Genomic DNA, 24,003 nt, shown 5'->3' with positions numbered 1-24,003 from the left:
ACAAACAAACACAAGACACTTTTAAGTAACCATATTTATGGAAGAAGAAATAATTAAGCCTGTGGATAAGGCTCTAATAAAGAGCGAGCTTACATTAGATAAATTACTGCGCAAGACAAATAAAAGCCACAACGAAGTATATGTTGTAACTGCACAAAACTCTCCTAACACTATGTTAGAGATAGGACGCTTACGCGAGGAAGCTTTCAGAACTGCAGGTGGAGGAACAGGTAAAGCTGTTGATATAGATGATTTCGATTCGATGGAGAATTGTTGTAAACAGCTTATAGTATGGAATCCTGAAGCAGAAGAAATAATAGGAGGATATAGATATATCTTTGGAGAAGATTGGAAAAAAGATGCTAACGGACAGCCTTTACTTGCTACAAGCCATATGTTCCACTTCTCTGAGAAATTTATGAAAGAGTATGCTCCTTACACCGTAGAGCTTGGCAGGTCTTTCGTATCTTTAGGATATCAAAACATAAGACGCAACTCTAAAAGTATTTTCGCTCTTGATAACCTTTGGGACGGCTTAGGAGCTCTTACCGTATTAAAGCCTAACTGTAAATACTTTTTTGGTAAGGTTACTATGTACCCTTCTTACATAAGACGAGGGAGAGATCTCATTCTTTATTTCCTAAAAAAATATTTCGATGATAAAGAAAACCTTATTATTCCTATCAAACCTCTAAAAATTGATACCCCTGAAGACGAACTTAAAAAGTTCTTCTCCGGCGACAACTTTAAAGAAGATTACAAGCTCTTAAATACCGAAATACGCAACTTAGGTTATAATATTCCTCCATTAGTAAATGCGTATATGAACCTATCACCTACTATGAAAACATTTGGCACTGCCATTAACTATGGTTTTGGAGAAGTGGAAGAAACAGGAATACTTATAGCTATTGACGAAATATTTGAAGAAAAACGCATTCGTCATATAGAAAGCTACGCTAATGAGCACCCAGAGTCAATAGCTTTTACAAGTGGGGCTAATAAGCTAATATACAAAATAGATAAAAAACAAATATAACAACATAAGAAAGTTGCTAATCACTTTATAAATAATATAAATATAAGGCTATATCTTAATAAATAAAAACACCTCTATATAAGGTTAAAATAACAATGCTATAAACAACAAAAAACAAGTACGGAAAAGAAAAATAACTTATTTTTGTAGCATTTTTAATCTATTTTTATATTAAAAATAAGTTATTTTTCCTACAAAAGGTACTTTCTTTTTTAGAAAAAGATTATATCTTACGCTTATAAAAGCCACCTCTTTACCACAAAAAGCTGGCTATATTATTTACTTATACCTGCTCTTTCTAATAAAAAAGCGAATATGTAGATTATTACATATTCGCTTAATAATTATATTACCATTACTCTTACTCTTTATTTTTATCATCTGCCTTTAGTATTAATCTAAGACTTTGCTTATAATTAATATATCCCCATAGCCAGTTCAGAAGAATGATTGTCTTATTTTTTACCCCAAGTATAGATCTAAGATGTACTACTAACCAAAGGAACCATGCAAAAAATCCGCTAAACTTGCTTTTCCCTATCTCTGCAACAGCACGGTTGCGTCCTATAGTAGCCATAGTGCCGAGATTCTTATATTTAAACATCTCTGGGCTTTTACCTTTTACTTCTGCTTCAAAATTCTTTGCAACACACTTAGCTTGTTGTATTGCTACTTGCGCAAGCTGTGGATGACCATTAGGATATTCCTCATCGCCTTCAACAAAACTTATATCACCTATAGCATATACATCTTCCACTCCTTTTACCTTACAGAAACGATCTGTTTTTATACGACCGGCTCTTCCATAACTATCTTTCGGCAATCCTTCTATATGTGTTGCACAAACACCACTTACCCAAATTACAGTTTCGGCAGGAATATCTAATCCTTTATCAGTTTTCAGCACACCATTTTCATAGCTTAAAGCCATATATGGCTGTCGCACATGCACATAAAGAGCCTTTAATCCTTCCAATGCTTTTTGAGAAGAGTATTCGTCCATAGTAGATAACAACCTGTCGGCAGCATTCACTAAATAGATATGCATACGATTATTAGCTGCTAAATGAGGATAATCGCGTGCTATAACGTTCTTCTTCATTTCAGCTACTGCCCCGGCTATCTCTACTCCTGCAGGACCTCCTCCTACTATAACAACATTCATTAGAGCCTGTTTCTTATCAGGATCTTTCTCTATTTCTGCCTTTTCCAAATTGCGTAAAATAGTATTACGAAGATGCATAGCTTCAGAAACGGTCTTCATAGGCAAACAGTTTTCTTGTATCTGCTTGTTACCAAAATAATTAGTTGTTGCACCTGCAGCAATTACCAAATAATCATATTCTATATCTCCTATAGAAGTTACTACCCTCTTTTGCTCTGTTTCTATCTTCTCTACTGTAGCCATACGAAAAAAGAAATTATCTTTTTCCTGAAATAACCTACGAAAAGGAAAAGATATACTGCTTGGTTCAAGTCCTGCTGATGCTACTTGATATATCAAAGGAGGGAAGTGGTTATAATTATTCTTATCTATCAAAGTAACCTGAAAGTCGGTTTTTACTAAGCGTGTAGCTAACTCTAATCCACCAAGTCCACCACCTATAATAACTATACTTTTCTTAATATTACCAGAAATATCAGCTTCCATATTCTTTTTTATTTTAAAGTCTAAAAATATCTTATCTTTTATATTAGTTTACTTATAATACCATAATGGTAAAACACTATATTTCCTCTTATTATCATTTCTTTGGACGACGGCGTGCCCAGCCTTCCTCGGCAAAGTTTGGTTCCTCTCCTTTAAGGTTTATATCATTATTACCTATAAGGTTTTTCCAATCTTCTTTACCGTATATCTTACGGCTAAAATCGTCTTCTTTACGATAACCGCTATGCTTACCCGTTCGCCCTTTACGACTTCTGCTCACATCTTCTGCATCTTTACAACGCACCTCCTTACCCTTATAGCTTGTTCCAGAAAGCGCGTCCTTTACTTTTCGTGCATCGCGCTCCGGTACTTCAATATAGCTTTGCTTCTTAAGCAAGTCTATATGACCTACTGTTTGCCTTCCATGTACATGTTTGTTTATAAACTGCATCACCTCGCCGGGATAAAAACCATCATCTTTTCCAAGATTTATAAACAAACGTTTAAAGCCACGTTCTGCCTTACTATAGCCACGATTACGATCGCCTCCCCTATTGCTCCTACCATTACCTCTATCATTACGACGCTCAGCCTTACGGCTTTGAGCTGTAGGCTTCTCTATATCCTCTGCGTCTTTGTAATAATTTAAAAAGCGACCAAATGTTACAGAAACAATCTTTTTAATAAGATCTTCTTTATCAATATATTCAAACTGATGCTTAATATCCTTTACATAAGGAGCTATCTGCTCTTCGTCGACATCTGTCTTTAGTATATCGGACATAGTTTTAAAAAGCTGTTTCTTACATATTTCTTCAGCAGAAGGAAGCGTACCATCTACAAACTCTTTACCTATAACTCGCTCTATATTACGCACTTTATACTTCTCGCGACAGTGAATAATAGCAATAGAAGTGCCTTTCTTTCCTGCACGACCTGTACGACCTGAACGATGTGTATAATTCTCTATATCATCTGGTAAACCATAATTTATAACATGGGTAAGCTCTGTAACGTCCAATCCACGAGCAGCCACATCGGTAGCTACAAGAATCTGTGTAAGGTGTGAACGAAATTTCTGCATTGTTAAGTCGCGTTGCTGTTGAGACAAATCACCATGTAAAGCCTCTGCATTATAGCCATCTTTGATAAGTTTGTCAGCAACCTCTTGTGTTTCTAACTTAGTTCTACAAAAAACTATTGCATATATCTTTGGATAAAAATCTACTAAACGCTTAAGAGCCAAATATTTATCCTTAGCATTTACCATATAATAAATATGGTTTACACTCTCAGCACCTTCATTACGGCTACCTACTACTATCTCCTTATAGTCGTGTAAATATCCTTTAGCTACACGCTCCACATCTTTACTCATTGTTGCAGAGAAAAGAAGAGTATTTCTATCCTCAGGAACACCACTTAAAATCTCGGTAATACTATCCTGAAAACCCATGTTTAACATCTCATCAGCTTCATCAAGCACAATGTTACATACATTTTCTAACTTAGCCTTACCACGATGCATCAAGTCTATAAGACGACCAGGCGTAGCTACTATAATCTGAACACCACGCTTTAACTCCTTAATCTGCGCCTCTATAGACGTACCACCATAAACGGCTGCTATATGTAAATGGGGAATATACTTACTAAAATCCTTTAAATCATCGGCTATCTGTAAACACAACTCACGTGTAGGACTAAGCACTATGGCTTGAGTTTCCTTTCTACTGGTATCTATACGCTGTAATAATGGCAATCCAAATGCTGCTGTTTTACCCGTTCCCGTCTGAGCTAACGCTATAACATCATTACGATTACCTAATAAATAAGGAATTACCTCTTCCTGTACTGGCATAGGATACTCAAATCCCTGCTCCTCAATGGCTTTGCGAATATCCTCGCTAACACCTAACTCTTCAAAAGTCTTCAAATTCGTTTGTTTTTATTATTATCCTAATATAGAAAAGAAAACTAACCACAATACGAACCCGCATAACAATAAAAAACTTATTAGCTCTTAACAACTAACATAGAAAGCCTGAATGCATTACACCTATTATATTACTCCTCGTAGAATAATTTAAATACTTTTTAGTGCCTACTTAGCCTTATCAAGTGGTACGTTTCTTTCCTAAATACAAAGGTACGCTTAAATTTTGACAAATAAGAATAAAACTATTTATAAATCAAATATTTATACATACTATAACATTAAACATATTTACACAACTATCACTAAAACTATTTATTTAAACAAAAAGAAAGCATAACATTAAAGAAAATACTTGCACCTTTATTTACCTACATTATATATACTTTACAACACTATAAAAAGCAAACAGGAGAAAGAACAATATAAAAAAAAGAGACAATATCAAATTGTCTCTTTGATGCGCTCCAGGATGGGCTTGAACCAACGACCCCCTGATTAACAGTCAGGTGCTCTAACCAACTGAGCTACTGAAGCAGAATACTTATATCCTTTAAGCGATTGCAAAGGTACAGAGTTTTCTACTTTCTACCAAACTTTTTAGCAAAAAAATATCCTTTTAATGTGTTTTTTTCTAAAATGGATAATCAAAAGGTAGGTATCACAATATATATATGTACTTTTGCAGTACATATACCTATCACAATACACAATAACACAAAAATATGGTTTTGGTAAAGAAAAATATTAAATTATGAGAAAATATATTATATCATTAACATTATGCTTGCTTACACTCGGATTAGCAACTGCACAAACAAAAACAGACAAAGAGCACAACTTTAAAGTGGCTAAAAACATTGAAACATTTTCATCTATCTACAAATACTTAGATATGATGTATGTAGATACGCTAAATGCAGATGAGGTGGTAGGAAATAGTATTAACTATATGTTACGCTCACTCGACCCATACACTGTATATTACCCCGCTGAAAATGTTAAAGATCTTAACCTTATGATAACAGGAAAATATGCTGGAATAGGGGCTATAATACGATATGACTTAGCACTTAAACGCGTAACTATAGAAGAACCATATGAAAATATGCCTGCAGCAGAAGTAGGATTAAAGAAAGGAGATGTTTTGCTATCTATTGATAATATTGATATAAGAAACAAAGATACCAAGTTTGTTAGTGAACATCTGCGCGGAGACGCTGGCACAAGTTTTATTCTAAAGATTATAAGACCTACAAATAACAAAATAATAAAACTAAAAATTACACGTAAAATGATACAAATGCCAGCTGTACCATACTATGGATTACAGGAAAATGGTATAGGATATCTAAGCCTAAAACAATTTACTACCGAATGCTCTAAAGAAGTTAGAAGAGCTTTCATCGATATGAAAAACAAAGGAATGAAAAAGTTTGTTCTCGATTTACGTAACAATGGTGGCGGATCTTTACAGGAAGCTATAAACATCGTAAACATGTTTGTACCTAAAGGAATTACACTGGTTAAAAACTTAGGCAAACTAAAAAGTGCAAACAGAGAATATAAAACTACTGTAGAGCCTATAGATACAGTTATGCCTATTGTTGTTTTAGTAAATGAAGAAACTGCCAGTTCAAGTGAAATTACAAGCGGCTGTCTACAAGATTTAGACCGAGCAGTCATTTTAGGCACACGAACATACGGAAAAGGTTTGGTGCAAACTACTATAGACCTGCCTTATAATGGAAACTTAAAACTAACTACTGCTAAATATTACATACCAAGTGGCAGATGCATACAAGCCATTAACTACAAACATAACAAAGGAGGATACATAGAACACGTACCCGACTCACTTACAAGAGAGTTTCATACCCAAAAAGGACGTATAGTAAGAGATGGCGGAGGAATTAAGCCTGATATAGAAATAAAACCTGACTCACTACCTAATATCGCTTTTTATCTTGCATCTACAGGGCAAGATTCTACAGAGACTATGCATAACTGGGAAATGAAATACATCAAAAATCACCCTTATATAAGTGATGCAAAAACTTTCAATATTACAGATGCTGACTACAACGACTTTAAAGAAAGTGTTATAAAAAGTGGGTTTAAATATGATCGCGAAAGCAAAAAATATTTAGAACAGTTAGAAAAACTAACCAAATTTGAAGGCTATTACGAAGATGCAAAGCCTGAATTTGAAGCACTAAAGAAAAAGCTAAAGCACAACATAGCAAAAGACCTCGACTTTAATAGCAACATTTTAAGACAAATTTTAAGTGCTAACCTCGTGCGTGTGTACTATTATCAGCGAGGAGGAATAGAAAATTCTCTTCAGTGGGATAAGCAATGGAAAAAAGCTAAAGACATCTTAAACAACATCAAAGAGTACAACAACATTCTTAAAATAGCCAATTAACTATCATAAAAGACTTACTTTCATAGCATACTATAAAGCACCTCAAATGTGTAAATATAACCACATTTGAGGTGCTTTATTTGTCATAACAATAAACAAAAAAAATATATATACAACACAAACGCTTACTCTTCACTGGCTTTTACAATAAAACATAATCCCTATACCACTTACATCATATAGGCTATTTGGTAAAATTACAAGCCTTAGTAAGGCAGATTTTTTACTATCATTAACAAGGGAACACCTTTTCCTTTAAGCACTATTATGGACTTCTCTTACAAATATCGTAAAAGTCTACACCACAGCAACGTAGTTAACAGCTATATACCCATGAAATAATACCATAAAAATAGAGGCTTGCACCTAAAAATGCAAGCCTCTATAATCTTATTCCAGTATGATGTTTTTACTTCTGCTTTACAAAAGAATACTGCCCTGTAATATCATTGAAGTAAACAGTATAAGTACCTTTCTTGTACATTATATTATCACTACTTCCTGCTCCATAAGGGAATGCTTTACCACCCCAGTTATGATCCCAGCTTCCTGCAGCAAACTTTAATCCACCTCCATCAGGAGCATCCTCTTTAAGCTCTATAGTAGCCTTCCAATCATGGTTGTAATCTTTAGAACCTAAAGCTGTCATAGGAGTTTGGCTTTCTGGCTTCCATTGCTCTGCGCCATAACTACCAGGAATAAACATCTTAGGATAAACAGATGTTGGAGCTGTACCCTTATACTCTTCTACTGTCAACTTCTCATTCTTAGTATCTAAAGTTACAGTATAATAGCCAGGTTTAGGTACCATTATATTACCACCATCTTTCTTCTTAAATTCACCAAAAGAACTACCCTGTCCAAACTGATCATCCCAATTGTTTAGATTCTTCTTTACTTTAAAACCTTTACCGTTCAAATATCCTGTCCAAGATATAACGCCTTTACCTGTCTTAGCATCATACTTATGATCGCCTAAAGGCAACAATGGGATATGATCACTCCAATTATGTTCACCAATACCATCACCTATCATATACCAAGTTTCAATAGGAGCTTTAGCAAGAGCTACATAATAAGGCTTAACCTTTATCATTATAGGCTTTGAAAATAAAGTATCACCTTCAAATACAGCAAAGGTACGAGCATAAAGGTCTAAGCTCCCAATAGGCTCCTTTTCAGAATAGCGCTTCAGTTCCTGAATAGCCTTAGCAAGCTCTTTCACTGCTACTGCATGATGTAATGAGTGAGTGTTTCCACCTACATTAGCATAATCGGCAATAACACTACCTTGATTATCTACCTTATCTGTAGCCAACTTCCATTTATTAGAAGCAGAAAACTGCATTCCATACTCTACTTCTGCCCTAAAACCATATTTTGGCTGCTCCCAAGTAAACTTTAAGCTGTCTTGAGTAGCTAAATCCACAACATAGTTAGCATATCCTGGAGTATTCAAAATAAACTCTTTAGGTGTTTGCAATGTAGGATTATCTTCCATATCCTTATCACAAGCAGAAAATAATGCAACACCTGCCAAAAGAGCTAAGGATGTTTTTAATATTGTCTTCATAATTAATTGTCTTTTAATGTTTAAAGTTATTTTATAAGCCATTATTAATAACCAGGATTCTGCTTAAGATTTTCAGCATTAGCATTTAGATCTGTAGTAGGTATTGCAAACAAATTTAAGTGTGCATCTATATTACGACCTTCCTTTACGCCGCCTTTCCATACCCAATTATAATTGTTGTTACCACCATAGTATCCAAAACGAATAAGTGTTGTACGGCGTAATCCTTCAAAATAGAATTCTCTACTCCATTCATCACATATTTCTCTCATCGTATAACTATCCTTTTTCTCAGCATGAGCACGCTTACGCAATTCGTTTAAATACTTAATACCCTCTGTTGTAGGTGTATCATTATTAGCACGTGCTGTAGCTTCAGCATATATTAAATAAGCCTCAGCAGAACGCATTAAGAAGAAATCTGCATCTGAGAAAGTAGAACTAGATCCAGGAGTACCATCAGTTTTAAAGTTGTTAAACTTACAAACAGCATAACCATTAGTAAAGATTGCTACGCCATCTTTATTGTCTCCATTATCTAATTTTCTACCTTTTGCGTCGAAGATAGCACGGTCGTCTTTTGCTTTTTTAGGCATCTCACAAGCTGAAACTTCAGGTGCATTATCTTTTGGGAAAAACTTTTCTACAAGATCCTTACGCATACGGTTACCACCCCAACCTTGTGTTGTACCATTACCTGGTACTGATTCGCTCTTTACATGAACATTTGCATCGTTACAACCTGCCATTAAGAAAATAGTAGTAGCCCATGAAGTTGTCTTTAAACCATCTTGTAACACTGGTAATATGGCTTCTACAGATGAACCATTCTCGCCATTATCACCCATAAACAGTTGCTGATATGCCGTCCAACCATTCTTAGCTTCTCCAGTATAAAGCTTGTGAGGAGAGTCAATTACTTTCTTAGCATATTCAGCTGCATTAGTCCATTCTGGTTTACCTGTATAAACTTCAGCATTTAGATATAAACGTGCTAACAATAACCATGCTGCTGTCTTATCTACTCTACCGTATTCAGGATCAGTAGATGTTTTTACTTTAGGCTCGCTTAGCTTTGGTTCTACCTCATTTTTGAGCTCTTCTAACAGCCATTTATAAAGCTCGGCACGCTCTACACGCTTTGGCTTTTCACTAGATATTTCTGTAGAAAATGGCACATTTCCCCAGCCATTTAGTAAATAAAAATATTCCAAAGCACGAATAAAACGTACTTCTGCTGTCATTGTAGCATCATGAGTTCCAAAATCTTTCAAATATTGATTACAGAAAGTAATACCTGTTGTCAATCGATAATAGAAACCACGGAGCATAGGGTGAGATGCATCATAGCTGTTAAAATTGAAGTTAGCAATACCTTCATCTCCCCATGCACATATAGCCTCATCAGTGGTAAGCTCTTCAGAATTGAATAGCTGACGTACAAATCCACAGGTACCACCATCAATACCATCTACATCGCAATCGCCAGTAGCACCACCATTACCAGCTAAGGCTAAGTTAGCATAACACTTATTGAAAGCTGCATCAGCACTAATCTTTTCTTTTGTTTTTAGGTTTGGATCTTTTGGTGTAACATTTAAATCACCTACACAACTAACCAATCCTACTGTCATCAACAAAAATGATGCAGAAAATATATGTTTAAAATTAATCTTCATAGTTATATTTATTTTTATTCTCTATTTTTTCTATAAGCTAATTAAAAATTCAAGTTAAGACCCATTATAATAGAGAATGGACGTGGATATAGATTGTTATCAATACCATTATAAACTTCAGGATCTATACCATCATATTGAGTTACAGTAAACACATTATTAGCTGTTAGATATACACGCCCTGATAGCTTATTACACTTTCTGCTTGGGAATAAGTTGCTAAAAGAATAGCCTAAAGTAATATTATCCAACTTTAAGAAAGATGCGTTTTGTACCCAACGATCTGACAAAATAGCTTTTGTATCATAAGACTGCCAGTTGAAAGGAACATTATAAGAAGGACGATTATAAAGAACTTTATCTTGGAAGAAGATGTTACTCTTAGCCATACTTTCTGCAGAAGAGAACATATCAGTATAAACATAATTACCAATACTTGCTCTAAGGGCAAACCCTAAGTCCCAGTTTTTATATTCTGCACGAGAAGCAAAACCCATAGTAACAGGAGCTGCAGGTGATTTATAATAATACTTATCATCATCAGTTATCTGACCATCTTTGTTACGATCGACAACCACACCTTCTATAGGCTTACCATTTTTATCATAAGCTTGTTGGAAAACATGGAAAGCATTGATAGTATTACCTACGTGTTGTCCTTGTATTTTGTTACCATTACCAGCTTTAATACCACCAGTAGGAACAAAATATTTAGGATCATTGCTACCATTAAGATTTAGTATTTTGTTATCGTTATATGTTATGTTGTAATCCATAGTCCAGTTAAAATCCTTCTGGCTTACAGCTAACCAATGTATAGTAGCCTCAATACCAGTATTACGCATAGACCCGATATTGCTCAACACAGTGTTTTTAAAGTTTTGTAAAGCAGCTACAGTAGTTACGTTTAGCAGATCGGTAGTTTTACGATAGTACCAATCAATAGTTCCTGTTAGGTGCTGTCCTAAGACACCCCAATCTAAACCAACATTATAAGAAGTAGTAGTTTCCCATTTCAAGTCTGGATTATAAGCTTCAGGACGAGCTAAAGATCCATCACCTGTTATTTTATAGAAAGAATCAGCACCTTTATTTAAACCATATACAGCAAAATAGCTATAATCTCCGATACCTTCTTGCTGACCTGTCTTACCCCAAGATAGACGTAGTTTTAAGTCGGATAACCATTTAGTATCCTTTAAGAAAGCCTCGTCTTTCATCTTCCAAGCAAAAGCGAAAGAAGGGAATAATGCCCAATGCTGTCTAAAGCGAGAAGATCCATCTTCACGAACAGTAGCAGTAAACATATAACGACCATCCATTAAAGAGTAGTTAGCACGTCCAAAGAAAGATACTAAGAAGTTTTCTGTTTCATATAATTTATTATTTTCATTTATCTTCTTCAATTCTGAGTCTTTAATATCTTTTGGATCTTTTCCACCATAAATTCTGTTTGTTCTTGGGTATATACCATAAAAAGAGCTTTTCTGATTATGCCAGAAATGTGCCCATTCATAACCACCCATAACATCAACATGTTGCTTTAGTTTATCATTGAAATCGTGGAAATACTGAGCATACATAGACAATTGAGAGTTAACTTTCTCTTGTTTTTCCCATCCATGTGAACCATAATAAACAGCCTGTGGAGAAGCAGGGTCAACATCTGTCCATTGCTTACCATACGCTTTATCTATACCTGCAGTAAGGTGTAAGCGCAAGTCTTCAAAGCCATGTACTTTATAGTCGATATCTGCACTACCTAAGAAGTCTCTACTAATAGCACGGTCGTTTTTAAGATCAAGAATAGACATTGGGTTTTTTGTACCCAAAAAATAACAAGTTTTAGCCCAAGTAGGATCATTTAAAGCATCACCATTATCTAACCATTGGAAATATCCTTTAAAGTTTTTATAATCATCAGCTTTTGACATTATAGCCTGTGTAGGATCAAACATACGTGCAGCGCCTATAGCATCACCATCAGCATAACGATTTCTTGTCCACATAACCTTTGCATTCAAGTTAACACGTAAATGGTCTTGAAAGAAAGAAGGGTTCAAATTAAGAGCCCCTGTAAAACGCTCAAAATTACTTGTCTTAATAACACCATCTTGATTAGTAAAACCTGTACTAACGCGGAAAGGTAAACGCGAAGCTATAGTGCCTGAAACAGCTACATTATGATCATGTCCTAATGCTGTGCGCTGTATTTCTCTCTGCCAGTCGGTATTAGCTTTACCTAAAACGCCATAAGCCTTGCTATCTTTACCAAAAAGCCCTTCAATGAACTTACGATATTCGTTGCCATCCATTACTTTAAGGTTATTATGTACCATACTAACCGTCATGCTACCATTATAAGATACCTTTAAGCCTTTACGTCCTTTCTTTGTTGTAATAATGATAACACCATTAGAACCACGCGAACCATAAATAGCTGTAGCAGATGCATCTTTTAACACATTGAACGACTCAATATCCTGTGGGTTAACCAAAGATAAAGGATTGCTAACACCCTTTATACCAGTTTGGTCCATTGCCACACCATCAATAACTATTAATGGATTGTTTGAAGCATTGAGCGAAGAGCCACCACGCACACGAATAGTAGCACCACTACCAGGTGCACCACCGTCACTAACGACATTCACACCAGCTACCTTACCTGCTAACATATCCTGTGGATTAACCACAAGACCTTTATTTTTAGCATCTGGTTTCAATGCAGCTACCGAACCTGTCAAATCACTCTTCTTAACAGCACCGTAACCGATAACCACAACTTCGTTCATCTGCTTAGCAACATCTTCTTTCATTACTAAATTAAGCCCATCAGAAGCATTTACATGCTGCTTTTTAAAGCCAATGTAAGAAATAGTAAGTGGCGTACCTGGAGCCACATTCAAAACAAAGTTACCATCGATATCGGTGGTTGTACCCTTAGAAGTACCATCAACAATAATTGATGCGCCTATGATAGGCTCACCAGAAGCATCTTTTACATGTCCCTTGATTGTTGATTGCGCAAAAGCGCTAGCAGAAATAACCAACCCCATTATTATGGAGGCTAATCTACTAGGAAAGTTAAACTTACCCTTTTTCATCTTGTTGTCTTTAAGTTATTGTTATTTTATTATTGTAGTAATCTTACTTAGACTGTAGTAGTAATAAGGATCATAAAAGATCTATATCTACTGCAAAGATATACAAGGGGGCAATATTAATATTCATTTTCATCTAACTATTTCTGTTTTTACATGTGCAATCGTTTGCATAGTTAAAATATAATAAAGCATTTGACATGCGTCAATGACTATAACTAATTTATGTATTTTTGTCATGGCTTTATGATAAAGCTCTAAATAACGCAGAACCGTATGACCAAACAGGCTAAAGTCACAATGAAAGATATTGCAAAGAACCTCGGAGTATCCGTGGCTACGGTATCGCGTGCTCTAAAAAACAATCCACGCATTTCAACAGAAAAGCGCGAAATGATAAAGCAATATGCTTACGAGCATAATTTCACTCCCAATATCTTAGCAGAAAACTTACGCAAAAACAGGCTTAAGACAATGCGTGTTATAGGTGTCATTCTGCCTCAATGTACGCATTATTATTTTTCTTCTATTCTTTCCGGCATAGAAGAAGTTTCCTTTCAACGTGGCTATTTGCTAATAGTAGCCCAAAGTAATGAAGACTTTGACAGGGAGGTTAGCATCTGCCAATCGTTTATAAAGATACAGGTATGTGGTGTTATCGTATCTCAATCGAAGCATACTACTAATGCTAATCATTTCAAACAATTATTAGCAAACGATATTCCTCTTGTGTTTTTCGACAGAATTAGTACCAGTATAAAGGCAAGTATGGTAGTAGTAGACGACTATATGGGGACGTTTACTGCTGTTACACACCTTATAAATACGGGTTGTAAACGCATAGCTTTTTATGGTACAACTGTAGATTTAGAAATAGGTAAGAATCGTTATAATGGTTATCACGATGCTTTGCGTAAGCATGGCTTGTCTATAGATAAGGCTTATATTAAGCGATGCGACAATCGTGAAGATGCCGAAGCTATAACCCCTTCCTTGCTAAATCTTCCTTCTCCCCCTGATGCTTTCTTTGCAGTCAATGACGATACAGCCATAGGCATTCTTTACGTTTGTAAGCATTTGGGGTATAAGATTCCTGAAGATATTTCCATTTGCGGTTTCACCAATGGTCAGCGCGCTATAGCTTGCGACCCTATGCTCACGACAGTGGAGCAACGTGGAGTAAAAGTAGGTGAAGAGGCTGCTAACATCTTAATAGATAAAGTAGAAGGTATCATACCAAAAGACAGAGTAGAAAAGCGCATTATTCGTACTCGCTTAATACTTCGAGGAACGACAAAGCGTCTTAACGACTCTATTACAAACAAATAAGAAAACAAATATAATATAAAGAAAACAAATAAAACTATCATGAATCAGAAACCTAATCTTAGTTTTTGGCAATTATGGAACCTTAGCTTTGGCTTCTTTGGAGTGCAGATAGCATACTCTTTGCAGAGTGCTAATATCTCACGTATTTTTGCCACTCTTGGTGCCGATCCTCACAATCTTAGTTATTTTTGGGTACTTCCTCCTCTTATGGGTATCTTAGTGCAGCCCATAGTAGGTACTCTATCCGACAAGACGTGGACACGCTTTGGGCGTCGCATACCTTATTTATTTATTGGTGCAGCAGCAGCAGTTCTTGTAATGTGTCTGCTTCCTAATGCAGGTTCTTTTGGTATGGCTATAAGCACTGCGATGGTGTTTGGGCTTGTTGCGCTTATGTTTCTTGACACAAGTATTAATATGGCCATGCAACCATTTAAGATGTTAGTGGGCGATATGGTAAATGAAGAGCAAAAAGGGTTGGCATATTCCATTCAGAGCTTCCTTTGCAATGCAGGCTCTATAGTGGGCTTTGTGTTCCCTTTCTTCTTTACTTTTATAGGCATTGCTAACACTGCCCCAAACGGTATAGTTCCCGATTCGGTAGTCTATTCCTTTTATATAGGTGCAGCTATTCTTATACTTTGTGTATTATATACCACTGCGAAGGTTAAAGAAATGCCCCCTAAGGAATATGCTAAATACCATAATATAAATACAGAAGAGAATGAAAATAAGACTAATTGGATTACTTTACTAAAAAATGCTCCTGCCACTTTTTGGAAAGTGGGATTAGTACAATTCTTTAGCTGGTTTGCTTTTATGTATATGTGGACTTATACTAACGGTACTGTAGCTGCCAACTGCTGGGGTGTAAACATGTTAGCAAAAAACGCAACCAGTACTATTGGATATCAGGAAGCAGGCAACTGGGTAGGCATTCTCTTTGCCATTCAGTCTATAGGTTCGGTAGCTTGGGCTATGGTACTACCACAGTTTAAAAACCGCAAAACAGCTTATGGGCTATCTTTACTTATTGGGGCTGTGGGCTTTGCTATGACTGCATTTGTAAATAATCAATATTTTATGTTCGTTCCTTTTATCCTTATAGGTTGCGCTTGGGCTGCAATTCTTGCAATGCCTTTTACTTTTGTTACAAATGCCTTAGAAGGTTACGGACACATGGGTGCTTACCTTGGTTTGTTTAATGGAACAATATGCATACCACAAATCATTGCTGCACTAATGGGAGGTATTCTCTTGTCGGCTGTAGGATCAAGACAAGACTATATGATGATAGTTGCAGGAGTAGCGTTAGCACTGGGAGCATTAAGCGTTAGCATAATAAAAGAACATAAAACAAAGAAATAAACTAAAACAACAGCTCATTTCTTATATGGCAAAAGATTATATTTTTTACATAAAGAAATATAGTTTACAACATAAAAAGATAAGCTCTTTAAAATAAAAATAGATTAAAAATAAAGGAAAAATAGATTAAAAATGAAAAGAAAATAAATTATTTTTCTTGTAGCATAAATATCTTTTATATATTTAAAGGGTATTAAGCTTTACCTTAAAGGTAATATTTTACCAACAGGTATATAATCTCTTTAGAAACAACATTCTACTAACAACATAACTTAACAGCACAAGTAAAAAGAATATGAAGATACAATTTAATATAGAGTATAGCACTTTTTACGGGCAGGATATTATTCTCAACCTTGTTACTAACAAGCATAAAGGAGAATTAGAAACAGCCCAATACAGAATGCACACCACAGATGGATATCATTGGAGCGTAGAGATAAATAAAGACCTAACTCCTGATACCACCTTAGAATATTTTTATAGCTTAGAGGAAGGTGATAGAGAAACACGTCGTGAATGGGCAGTATTACTGCATCGTGTGGAATTTTCTGCAGAACAAGCCAACACCTATCACGTTTACGATCATTGGAATGTTATACCAGAAAATGCTTTCCTTTATAGCTCTGCAGTTACCAATTGCGTGTTTAACAAAGAGCAGGAAAAGGTTAAGAAGCAAAAGTATAACAAAACTATTACATTAAAAGTGCGTGCCCCACAGCTTGGGACAGGAGATGTGCTAAACATATCTGGCTCTAATCCTTTACTTGGAGCATGGAATGTTAAGAAGGCTTTGCCTATGACACAACATAATATCAACGAATGGGTTATAGACATTAATGCCACTACTCTGCTACCTGGCAGCTTAGACTTTAAGTTCTTTGTAAGTAACAAAGATAAGAAAAACTATACTCTTTGGGAAAATCGCAACAACCGAACCATAGACGTGATGCCTATGGAAGATGGTCATACTGTTGTTATAGAACTGGAAGAGGCTGATTTTTCTATGCCTCCTGTTCGTGTTGCAGGCACGTTAGTACCCGTATTCTCACTACGTTCTAACAATAGCTTTGGTATAGGCGACTTTGGCGACCTAAAGAAAATGATAGATTGGGTAAGCCTTACAAAACAACGTGCCTTACAAATACTACCTATCAACGACACTACTATTACTCATACATGGACAGACTCTTACCCATACTCATGCATATCTATCTTTGCACTTCATCCACAATATGCTGACCTTACACAACTTCCAGCACTCAAAGACGCAAAGAAAAAGAAACAATACGAAACCGTGCGCAAAGAGCTTAACGCACTTTCACAAATAGACTATGAGCGTGTAAACAACACCAAAACTGCTTATCTACACGACATCTTTGAGCAAGAAGGCAAAAAGACTTTAGAAAGCAAAAAGTTTAAAGATTTCTTTAAAGAAGAACAAGAGTGGTTAGTACCTTATGCACAATACTGCTCGTTAAGAGAAAAGTTTGGCACTGCCGATTTTTCTAAATGGGAAACTAACAAACAATGGAACGAAGCAGATCGCAACGCACTTACCTCTCCAAAAGAAGAAGCTTTCAAAGAGGTATGTTTCTATTATTACGTACAGTTTGTATTAAGCACACAGCTAAAAGAAGTACATGAGTATGCACAAGCACATAACGTAATACTCAAAGGAGATATTCCTATTGGCGTAAACCGCTATGGTTGCGATGTATGGACAGAACCACGCTACTTTAATTTAAACGGACAAGCAGGTGCTCCACCTGACGATTTTTCTATAAACGGACAAAACTGGGGCTTCCCAACCTATAACTGGGACGAAATGATAAAAGATAATTGCAGATGGTGGGTAAGACGTTTTCAAAATATGTCAAAATACTTTGATGCTTATCGCATAGATCATGTACTTGGCTTTTTCCGTATTTGGGAAATACCTATACACTCCGTACACGGATTATTAGGACAATTCTCACCTGCATTAGGTATGAGCCGTGAGGAAGTGGAAGGATATGGACTAAAATGGCAAGAAGAATTCTTCACCGAGCCTTTTATAACCGACTGGATTTTAGATCGTATCTTTGGCGAACACGCTAACGAAGTGCGTAATAAATATATAGAGCCATTATGGGGCGACAGATATAAAATGCGCGAAGCATTTAACACACAACGTAAAGTGGAGGAAGCATTTAAAGGCAAAGAAACCCCTACAGATATATGGATTAGAGATGGGCTCTATGCCCTTATAAGCAACGTCCTTTTTGTACGTGACCACAAAAACTGGCATTTGTTCCACCCACGCATTACAGCACAGCTATCACTAATATATGAGAGCTTATACGACTGCGATAAAGATACCTTTAACCGATTATACAACGATTACTACTATCGCCGTAACAATCAGTTCTGGTATCAAGAAGCTATGAAGAAGCTACCAAAACTAATAAACGCTACACGTATGTTAGTATGTGCAGAAGATTTAGGAATGGTACCAGACTGTGTGGCATGGGTAATGAACGAATTAAAAATACTAAGTTTAGAAATTCAGAGCATGCCAAAAGACCCTAAGGTAAGATTTGGATATTTAGCACAAAACCCATACCGTAGCGTAAGCACTATTTCTACACACGATATGTCTACCTTAAGACAATGGTGGGACGAAGATTGGGATCGTGCACAGGCTTATTTTAATGGTATGTTACAACAAGGAGGACCTGCTCCACACCCACTACCAGGCTGGTTAGCACGAGATATAGTAAGCCGACACCTCAACTCACCTTCTATGCTTTGCATCTTAGGAATACAAGACTGGATGAGTATAGACGAACAGCTTAGGCTTAAAGATGCCAATGCCGAACGCATCAATGTCCCTGCTAATCCTAAACATTATTGGCGATACAGAATGCATATAAGTATAGAAGAACTAATGAATAGACACGATTTCACCAGTAACATAGTAGACTTAGTATGCTCGTCATATAGATAATAACAAAGAAGATTTCGGTACCTTTAAAGGTATCGAAATCTTTAGCAAATAAAAAACATGAAAATAAAACATTACTTTACTGCTGCATTAATTGCATTTTTACTATCAACAGAAGTAAAAGCGCAAACAGTTTTCAACGAGGTAAATTATACTAAAGAAGCTACTACCTTCTGTCTTAACGCACCTTCTAAACCTGTAATACGTCTTTACAAAGACGGGCTATCAGGTAAAGCATATAAAAAGATAAAGATGACAAAGGCAGGAAAAGACCGCTGGACAGCCACCGTAAAAGGCGATCTGAATGGTGTTTTCTACACTTTCAATATAGGCAAAGGAGAAACACCTGGAGTTTTCGCTAAAGCTGTGGGTGTTAATGGGGTACGTGGAGCTATAATTGACCTTAAGAACACTAATCCCATAGGCTGGGAACAAGATAAAAGAGTAACCACAAACAACTTTGCCGACTTAATAATCTACGAAATGCATCATAGAGATTTTTCTATAGATGCCTCATCAGGATTAGTTCATAAAGGAAAATATCTTGCCTTAACAGAAAAGAAAGCTATTAACTATCTAAAGGAATTAGGTATTAACGCCGTACACATATTACCATCGTTCGACTATGCTTCTGTAGACGAAACAAAGCCTAACATTCCACAATATAACTGGGGATACGACCCTCTAAACTACAATGTGCCAGAAGGAAGCTACTCATACGATGCCACACAGCCTGCAAGGCGTATCATAGAATTTAAACAAATGGTACAAGCTCTACATAAAGCTGGCATACGCGTAATCTTAGATGTTGTATATAACCACACCATGGACATTGATAATAGCAATTTTGAACGTACATATCCTAAAGCTTATTATCGCTATAATGAAAACGGAACTCCATGCAATGGCTCTGGCTGCGGTAACGAAACAGCGAGCGAAAAGCCACTCATGCACCAATTTATCTTAGAAAGCGTAAAATACTGGGCTAAAGAATATCACATCGATGGATTCAGATTCGACCTCATGGGAGTACATGATATCAACACTATGAACGAAGTACGCAAACAATTATCAGCTATAGATCCTCAAATATTTATTTATGGCGAAGGCTGGAGTGCTGGTAAATGTGGACTTCCTACAGAACAATTGGCTGTAAAGGCTAACATGACCAAACTTCCTAACATTGCTGCCTTCTCTGACGAATTAAGAGATGCCTTACGTGGACCATTCTCCGATGATCATCAAGCAGGATTTCTTGGAAGAATAAAAGGCTTGGAAGAAAGCATCAAAGCAGGTATAGCAGGCTTTATAAGTCACCCTCAAATAGACTACTCTAAGGTAAATTACACTAAACGTCCATGGGCTATTCAGCCTACACAAATGATATCTTATGTAAGTTGCCACGATGATATGTGCCTTGTAGATCGTATCAAATCATCAATACCTGAAGCACAATATGACCAAGAAGAACTAATAAGATTAGACAAATTGGCTCAAACAGCAGTCTTCACTTCGCAAGGAATACCTTTCATGTTATCCGGAGAAGAAATGTTAAGAGATAAGAAAGGTGTACACAATTCGTATAATTCACCCGACTCTATAAATCACCTTAATTGGAATAACCTGAAAACTTATCCTGATGTGTTCAATTATTATAAAGGACTAATAGCACTTAGAAAGGCTCATAAAGCTTTCCGTTTAGGTAATGCCGACTTAGTACGTAAGCACTTAGAGTTCTTACCTTCACAAGACTGCTTAGTGGCTTTCCACTTAAAAAATCATGCAGGTGGCGATAAATGGAAAGACATTTACGTTATACTAAATGGTAGTAACGATCTGAAATCGGTACAGATTCCTGATGGTACTTATACCATTGTGTGTGCAAATGGACAAATAAACGAAAAAGGATTAGGAGAGATGCAAGGAGGAGAAGTAATGATTGACAGACAATCAGCACTGATCTTACACAACTAAATAAATAAAAAAGTAACAATTTGTATAAAGTATACTAATAGTTAAAGTAAAAATAACATTATCATTACTTATATATGCGAAATAACAACTTTAACGGCTAACGAAAAAAAGAAATAACATTTAAAACAACACTTTATTATTATAATTATGAAAAAAAGACTATTCATAATCGCAATAACAAGTATGATATTGCTAACTAACAACTCTATGGCGCAGAAAAAAGCCTACATAGACAAGATAGAGCCTACTAACTGGTATGCTGGAATGAAAGATCCTTCATTACAACTTATGGTTTATGGCAGAGGAATAAAAACAGCAAATGTTAAAATAGATGGTTGCAACGCACAGCTCGACTCTATAGTTCGTTTAGACTCACCAAACTATCTCTTCCTATACCTAAACCTTTCACAGGCAAAGGCAGGAATGATAAAACTACACTTTAACAACAAAGGAAAGAAAATAACCATTCCTTACGAGCTGAAAACACGCCAAATGGCAGGTGCAGACCACAAGGGGTTTGATAATAGCGATGTGCTTTATATGCTTATGCCAGATAGGTTCGCTAACGGAAATCCTAAAAACGATATCGTAAAAGGTATGCGAGACCAGTTTTGCGACAGAAAAGCTCCAAGCCTAAGGCATGGAGGTGATCTCGCAGGTATTCGCCAACACCTCGATTACTTCAAGCAATTAGGCGTAACGGCACTATGGTTTACTCCTGTGCTGGAAAATGATATGCCTGCAGAAAACGGCACTAACAGTTCGTATCACGGATATGCTACAACAAACTACTATAAAGTAGATCCTCGCTTTGGAACAAACGAAGAATACCGTAGCCTCATAGAAGAAGCTCATAAAAAAGGCTTAAAGGTAGTTATGGACATGATATTTAACCATTGTGGAAGCTATCACCCTTGGAACGAAGATGCACCTTCAAAAGACTGGTTTAACAACCCACATTACGGACTTCAAACATCTTACAAACTCAATTCTATATTAGATCCTTACGCAAGCAAAGTGGATTTTGAAGAGACTACAAATGGCTGGTTTGTACAAAATATGCCAGATCTTAATCAAAAGAATCCATACGTCATGAAATATCTTACACAAAACTCGCAATGGTGGATAGAGTATGCTGGCATTGATGGCATAAGAATGGATACATATCCGTATGCAGATCGTGATGCAATGGCTCAGTGGATGAAATCTATTAACACTGAATATCCTAATTTCAACACCGTTGGAGAAACTTGGTGTATAGAACCTGCATACACTGCTTCATGGCAAAAAGACAGCAAATTAAATAATAAAAACAGCTATCTTAAAACTGTTATGGACTTCGCTTTCTTCGATCGCATAAACAAAATAAAGCACGAAGAAACCAACCAATGGGAAAGTGGATTTGCGGGAATATACAATACCTTAGGACTCGACTTTCTATACGCTAACCCAAGTAACGTACTTGCGTTCATAGAAAATCATGATACTGACCGTTTCTTAGGTAATGGAAAAGATTCTACAGCCTTAAAACAAGCATATGCCTTGCTACTAACCATGAAACGCATTCCACAGCTTTATTATGGCACCGAAATACTTATGAACGGTACAAAGAACATTACTGATGGATATGTTCGTTGCGATTTCCCCGGTGGTTTTGCAGGAGATGCTAAAAACAAATTTACCAAAGAAGGACGAACTGATGCAGAAAACGCTATGTTTGACTGGACTTCAAGATTACTTCACTGGAGAAAAGGCAACGAGATCATAAGCAAAGGTACACAAACCCAGTTTGTTCCTCTGAACGGAATATATGTTTTAGTACGTCAATATGGGGGAAAAACTGCTATGACCATCGAAAATGGTAATAGAAAAGAAGCCCAACTTCAGGTTAAACACTATGCTGAAATAATAAAGAAAGCTACTACTGCTACAGATATTCTTACAGGAAAAAAAGTGGATCTTACAAAAAATATCACACTTCCACAAAGAGGTGTTATGGTGTTAGCTTTCTAAACAAAGAGAAAAACTTTATCTCTTTAAAATAAAAAAGAAATATATAAAACTAATAAAATAAGATTTTCCTTTTATATTTCTATTAGTTAAAACTAAAATATCACACGAACATTGCTCGAAGCCCTTACAAAATAGGACTTCGAGCTTTATTTTTCAAACATAAAGATAAATATAACACACAATCTTTCACTATTATTCTTACTACACAAAAAAGGCTAAGCATACGTTAAGTATCAATGCTCAGCCTTTTGCTATATAATTATTTATGTAGTTTTTTTTATAATTCTAATTCCAATCCTATCATAAGCTCTTCAGGTGCAAAACGTAACCCAAAACCGCTTTCACCTATATTAGGCTCTTCGCCACTATGATAGTTATCACGAAAGCCTGCAAATCCCATTCTTAAACAAAGGCATAAGCCTTCTGTTAGATCTATACAAGCACCCGGACGCAACCCTATTTCAAAGCCTTTGCGTTTAGTTTTATCCCAATCTAATGCGACACCACCATCTAAAAACAAGTTAAACGGACCTTTATGGACATAATACCAACGTGCAAAGGGAGATAGCTTAAAAGATGTAGATGTGATATTAGTATTATATTCTTTTTCATGTTGATAACCCAAGAGTAATCCTATACCCCATGTCTCATTAAATTGATAACCCATTTCAGGACATAAATCAAGCTTAACCGTCTTATCATTAGCCCAAAAAGTTATAGCACCACCTAAAAACATTTTAGCAGGATTCTCTTTTTCATGCTTTTCTAATGTATTAGGAAAATACTCTTGAGCATAAGAACTCATTGTAAGACACGATAGTATTGCAAAAAAAACTATTCTTTTCATTTTAATTTTGTTTTTATTTTCTTCTTATATTGTAAAATTCTGTGCAAAGTTATCTCTATATAATAAGTGCTGCAAT

13 protein-coding genes and 1 tRNA gene are annotated in these 24,003 nt (G+C 36.1%); 7 read left to right on the top strand and 7 right to left on the bottom strand.

The annotated features are described in order from the left end of the window. The first annotated feature begins 37 nt into the window (after positions 1 to 37). Complete coding sequence (gene glsB / locus AC1DCD_RS03805) at positions 38 to 1,039, top strand: glycine N(alpha)-acyltransferase GlsB (protein ID WP_008447097.1); 1,002 nt, start codon at positions 38 to 40, stop codon at positions 1,037 to 1,039. Between the two features lie 361 nt (positions 1,040 to 1,400). Here the strand turns inward: glsB and AC1DCD_RS03800 are convergent, their stop codons facing one another. From AC1DCD_RS03800 to AC1DCD_RS03790, 3 genes are all read right to left on the bottom strand, one after another. Continuing rightward, on the bottom strand, positions 1,401 to 2,690 hold the full coding sequence (locus AC1DCD_RS03800) for an NAD(P)/FAD-dependent oxidoreductase (protein WP_008446905.1): 1,290 nt from the start codon (positions 2,688 to 2,690) through the stop codon (positions 1,401 to 1,403). 94 nt (positions 2,691 to 2,784) lie between these two features. Continuing rightward, entirely contained in the window at positions 2,785 to 4,626 is a 1,842-nt protein-coding gene (locus AC1DCD_RS03795) for a DEAD/DEAH box helicase (protein ID WP_464639528.1), read from the bottom strand. 463 nt (positions 4,627 to 5,089) lie between these two features. Next, positions 5,090 to 5,163 (bottom strand) — tRNA-Asn (locus AC1DCD_RS03790). Between the two features lie 217 nt (positions 5,164 to 5,380). Here AC1DCD_RS03790 and AC1DCD_RS03785 point away from each other — a divergent pair. Beyond that, positions 5,381 to 7,054 carry a S41 family peptidase gene (locus AC1DCD_RS03785; protein ID WP_464639526.1) on the top strand — a complete coding sequence of 558 codons (1,674 nt, stop codon included), beginning with the start codon at positions 5,381 to 5,383 and terminating at the stop codon, positions 7,052 to 7,054. Positions 7,055 to 7,463: 409 nt separating this feature from the next. On the opposite strand, the gene AC1DCD_RS03780 is transcribed toward AC1DCD_RS03785, so the two are convergent. Genes AC1DCD_RS03780 through AC1DCD_RS03770 form a run of 3 tightly spaced genes read right to left on the bottom strand, consistent with a single transcriptional unit; the run spans position 7,464 to position 13,413 of the window. Next, entirely contained in the window at positions 7,464 to 8,627 is a 1,164-nt protein-coding gene (locus AC1DCD_RS03780; RefSeq protein ID WP_464639524.1) for a SusE domain-containing protein, read from the bottom strand. 44 nt (positions 8,628 to 8,671) lie between these two features. Further along, entirely contained in the window at positions 8,672 to 10,306 is a 1,635-nt protein-coding gene (locus AC1DCD_RS03775; RefSeq protein ID WP_464639522.1) for a RagB/SusD family nutrient uptake outer membrane protein, read from the bottom strand. Positions 10,307 to 10,347: 41 nt separating this feature from the next. Further along, complete coding sequence (locus tag AC1DCD_RS03770; protein WP_464639520.1) at positions 10,348 to 13,413, bottom strand: SusC/RagA family TonB-linked outer membrane protein; 3,066 nt, start codon at positions 13,411 to 13,413, stop codon at positions 10,348 to 10,350. A 273-nt stretch (positions 13,414 to 13,686) separates the two neighbouring features. On the opposite strand from AC1DCD_RS03770, the gene AC1DCD_RS03765 reads away from it, so the two are divergent. The 5 genes from AC1DCD_RS03765 (at position 13,687) to AC1DCD_RS03745 (ending at position 23,080) form a co-directional block, all read left to right on the top strand. Continuing rightward, positions 13,687 to 14,739, top strand: a complete 1,053-nt coding sequence (locus AC1DCD_RS03765) for a LacI family DNA-binding transcriptional regulator (protein ID WP_008450829.1) — start codon at positions 13,687 to 13,689, stop codon at positions 14,737 to 14,739. 39 nt (positions 14,740 to 14,778) lie between these two features. Further along, the gene (locus AC1DCD_RS03760) at positions 14,779 to 16,107 is read left to right on the top strand and encodes an SLC45 family MFS transporter (RefSeq protein WP_464639518.1); all 1,329 of its coding nucleotides are present in this window, start codon (positions 14,779 to 14,781) and stop codon (positions 16,105 to 16,107) included. Between the two features lie 295 nt (positions 16,108 to 16,402). After that, a complete protein-coding gene (locus tag AC1DCD_RS03755) occupies positions 16,403 to 19,096 on the top strand; it encodes a 4-alpha-glucanotransferase (protein ID WP_036853695.1) in 2,694 nt (897 codons plus the stop codon). Positions 19,097 to 19,153: 57 nt separating this feature from the next. Next, positions 19,154 to 21,067, top strand: coding sequence for a type I pullulanase (gene pulA, locus AC1DCD_RS03750; protein WP_464639516.1), 1,914 nt, complete (start codon positions 19,154 to 19,156; stop codon positions 21,065 to 21,067). Between the two features lie 147 nt (positions 21,068 to 21,214). After that, positions 21,215 to 23,080 carry a glycoside hydrolase family 13 protein gene (locus AC1DCD_RS03745; RefSeq protein WP_464652980.1) on the top strand — a complete coding sequence of 622 codons (1,866 nt, stop codon included), beginning with the start codon at positions 21,215 to 21,217 and terminating at the stop codon, positions 23,078 to 23,080. A 277-nt stretch (positions 23,081 to 23,357) separates the two neighbouring features. Here AC1DCD_RS03745 and AC1DCD_RS03740 read toward each other — a convergent pair whose 3' ends face one another. Further along, positions 23,358 to 23,927, bottom strand: a complete 570-nt coding sequence (locus AC1DCD_RS03740; protein WP_464639512.1) for a hypothetical protein — start codon at positions 23,925 to 23,927, stop codon at positions 23,358 to 23,360. Between the last annotated feature and the right edge of the window lie 76 nt (positions 23,928 to 24,003).

This window comes from Prevotella sp. C0209C1, assembly GCF_056583855.1.
This window is presented reverse-complemented; position numbering and strand designations above follow the sequence as displayed.

Coding starts and splice junctions, on each gene's coding strand:
- AC1DCD_RS03755 (WP_036853695.1), top strand. CDS start 16,403: ATGAAGATACAATTTAATATAGAGTATAGCACTTTTTACGGGCAGGAT.
- pulA (WP_464639516.1), top strand. CDS start 19,154: ATGAAAATAAAACATTACTTTACTGCTGCATTAATTGCATTTTTACTA.
- AC1DCD_RS03775 (WP_464639522.1), bottom strand. CDS start 10,306: ATGAAGATTAATTTTAAACATATATTTTCTGCATCATTTTTGTTGATG.
- AC1DCD_RS03745 (WP_464652980.1), top strand. CDS start 21,215: ATGAAAAAAAGACTATTCATAATCGCAATAACAAGTATGATATTGCTA.
- glsB (WP_008447097.1), top strand. CDS start 38: ATGGAAGAAGAAATAATTAAGCCTGTGGATAAGGCTCTAATAAAGAGC.
- AC1DCD_RS03780 (WP_464639524.1), bottom strand. CDS start 8,627: ATGAAGACAATATTAAAAACATCCTTAGCTCTTTTGGCAGGTGTTGCA.
- AC1DCD_RS03800 (WP_008446905.1), bottom strand. CDS start 2,690: ATGGAAGCTGATATTTCTGGTAATATTAAGAAAAGTATAGTTATTATA.
- AC1DCD_RS03785 (WP_464639526.1), top strand. CDS start 5,381: ATGAGAAAATATATTATATCATTAACATTATGCTTGCTTACACTCGGA.
- AC1DCD_RS03770 (WP_464639520.1), bottom strand. CDS start 13,413: ATGAAAAAGGGTAAGTTTAACTTTCCTAGTAGATTAGCCTCCATAATA.
- AC1DCD_RS03740 (WP_464639512.1), bottom strand. CDS start 23,927: ATGAAAAGAATAGTTTTTTTTGCAATACTATCGTGTCTTACAATGAGT.
- AC1DCD_RS03765 (WP_008450829.1), top strand. CDS start 13,687: ATGACCAAACAGGCTAAAGTCACAATGAAAGATATTGCAAAGAACCTC.
- AC1DCD_RS03760 (WP_464639518.1), top strand. CDS start 14,779: ATGAATCAGAAACCTAATCTTAGTTTTTGGCAATTATGGAACCTTAGC.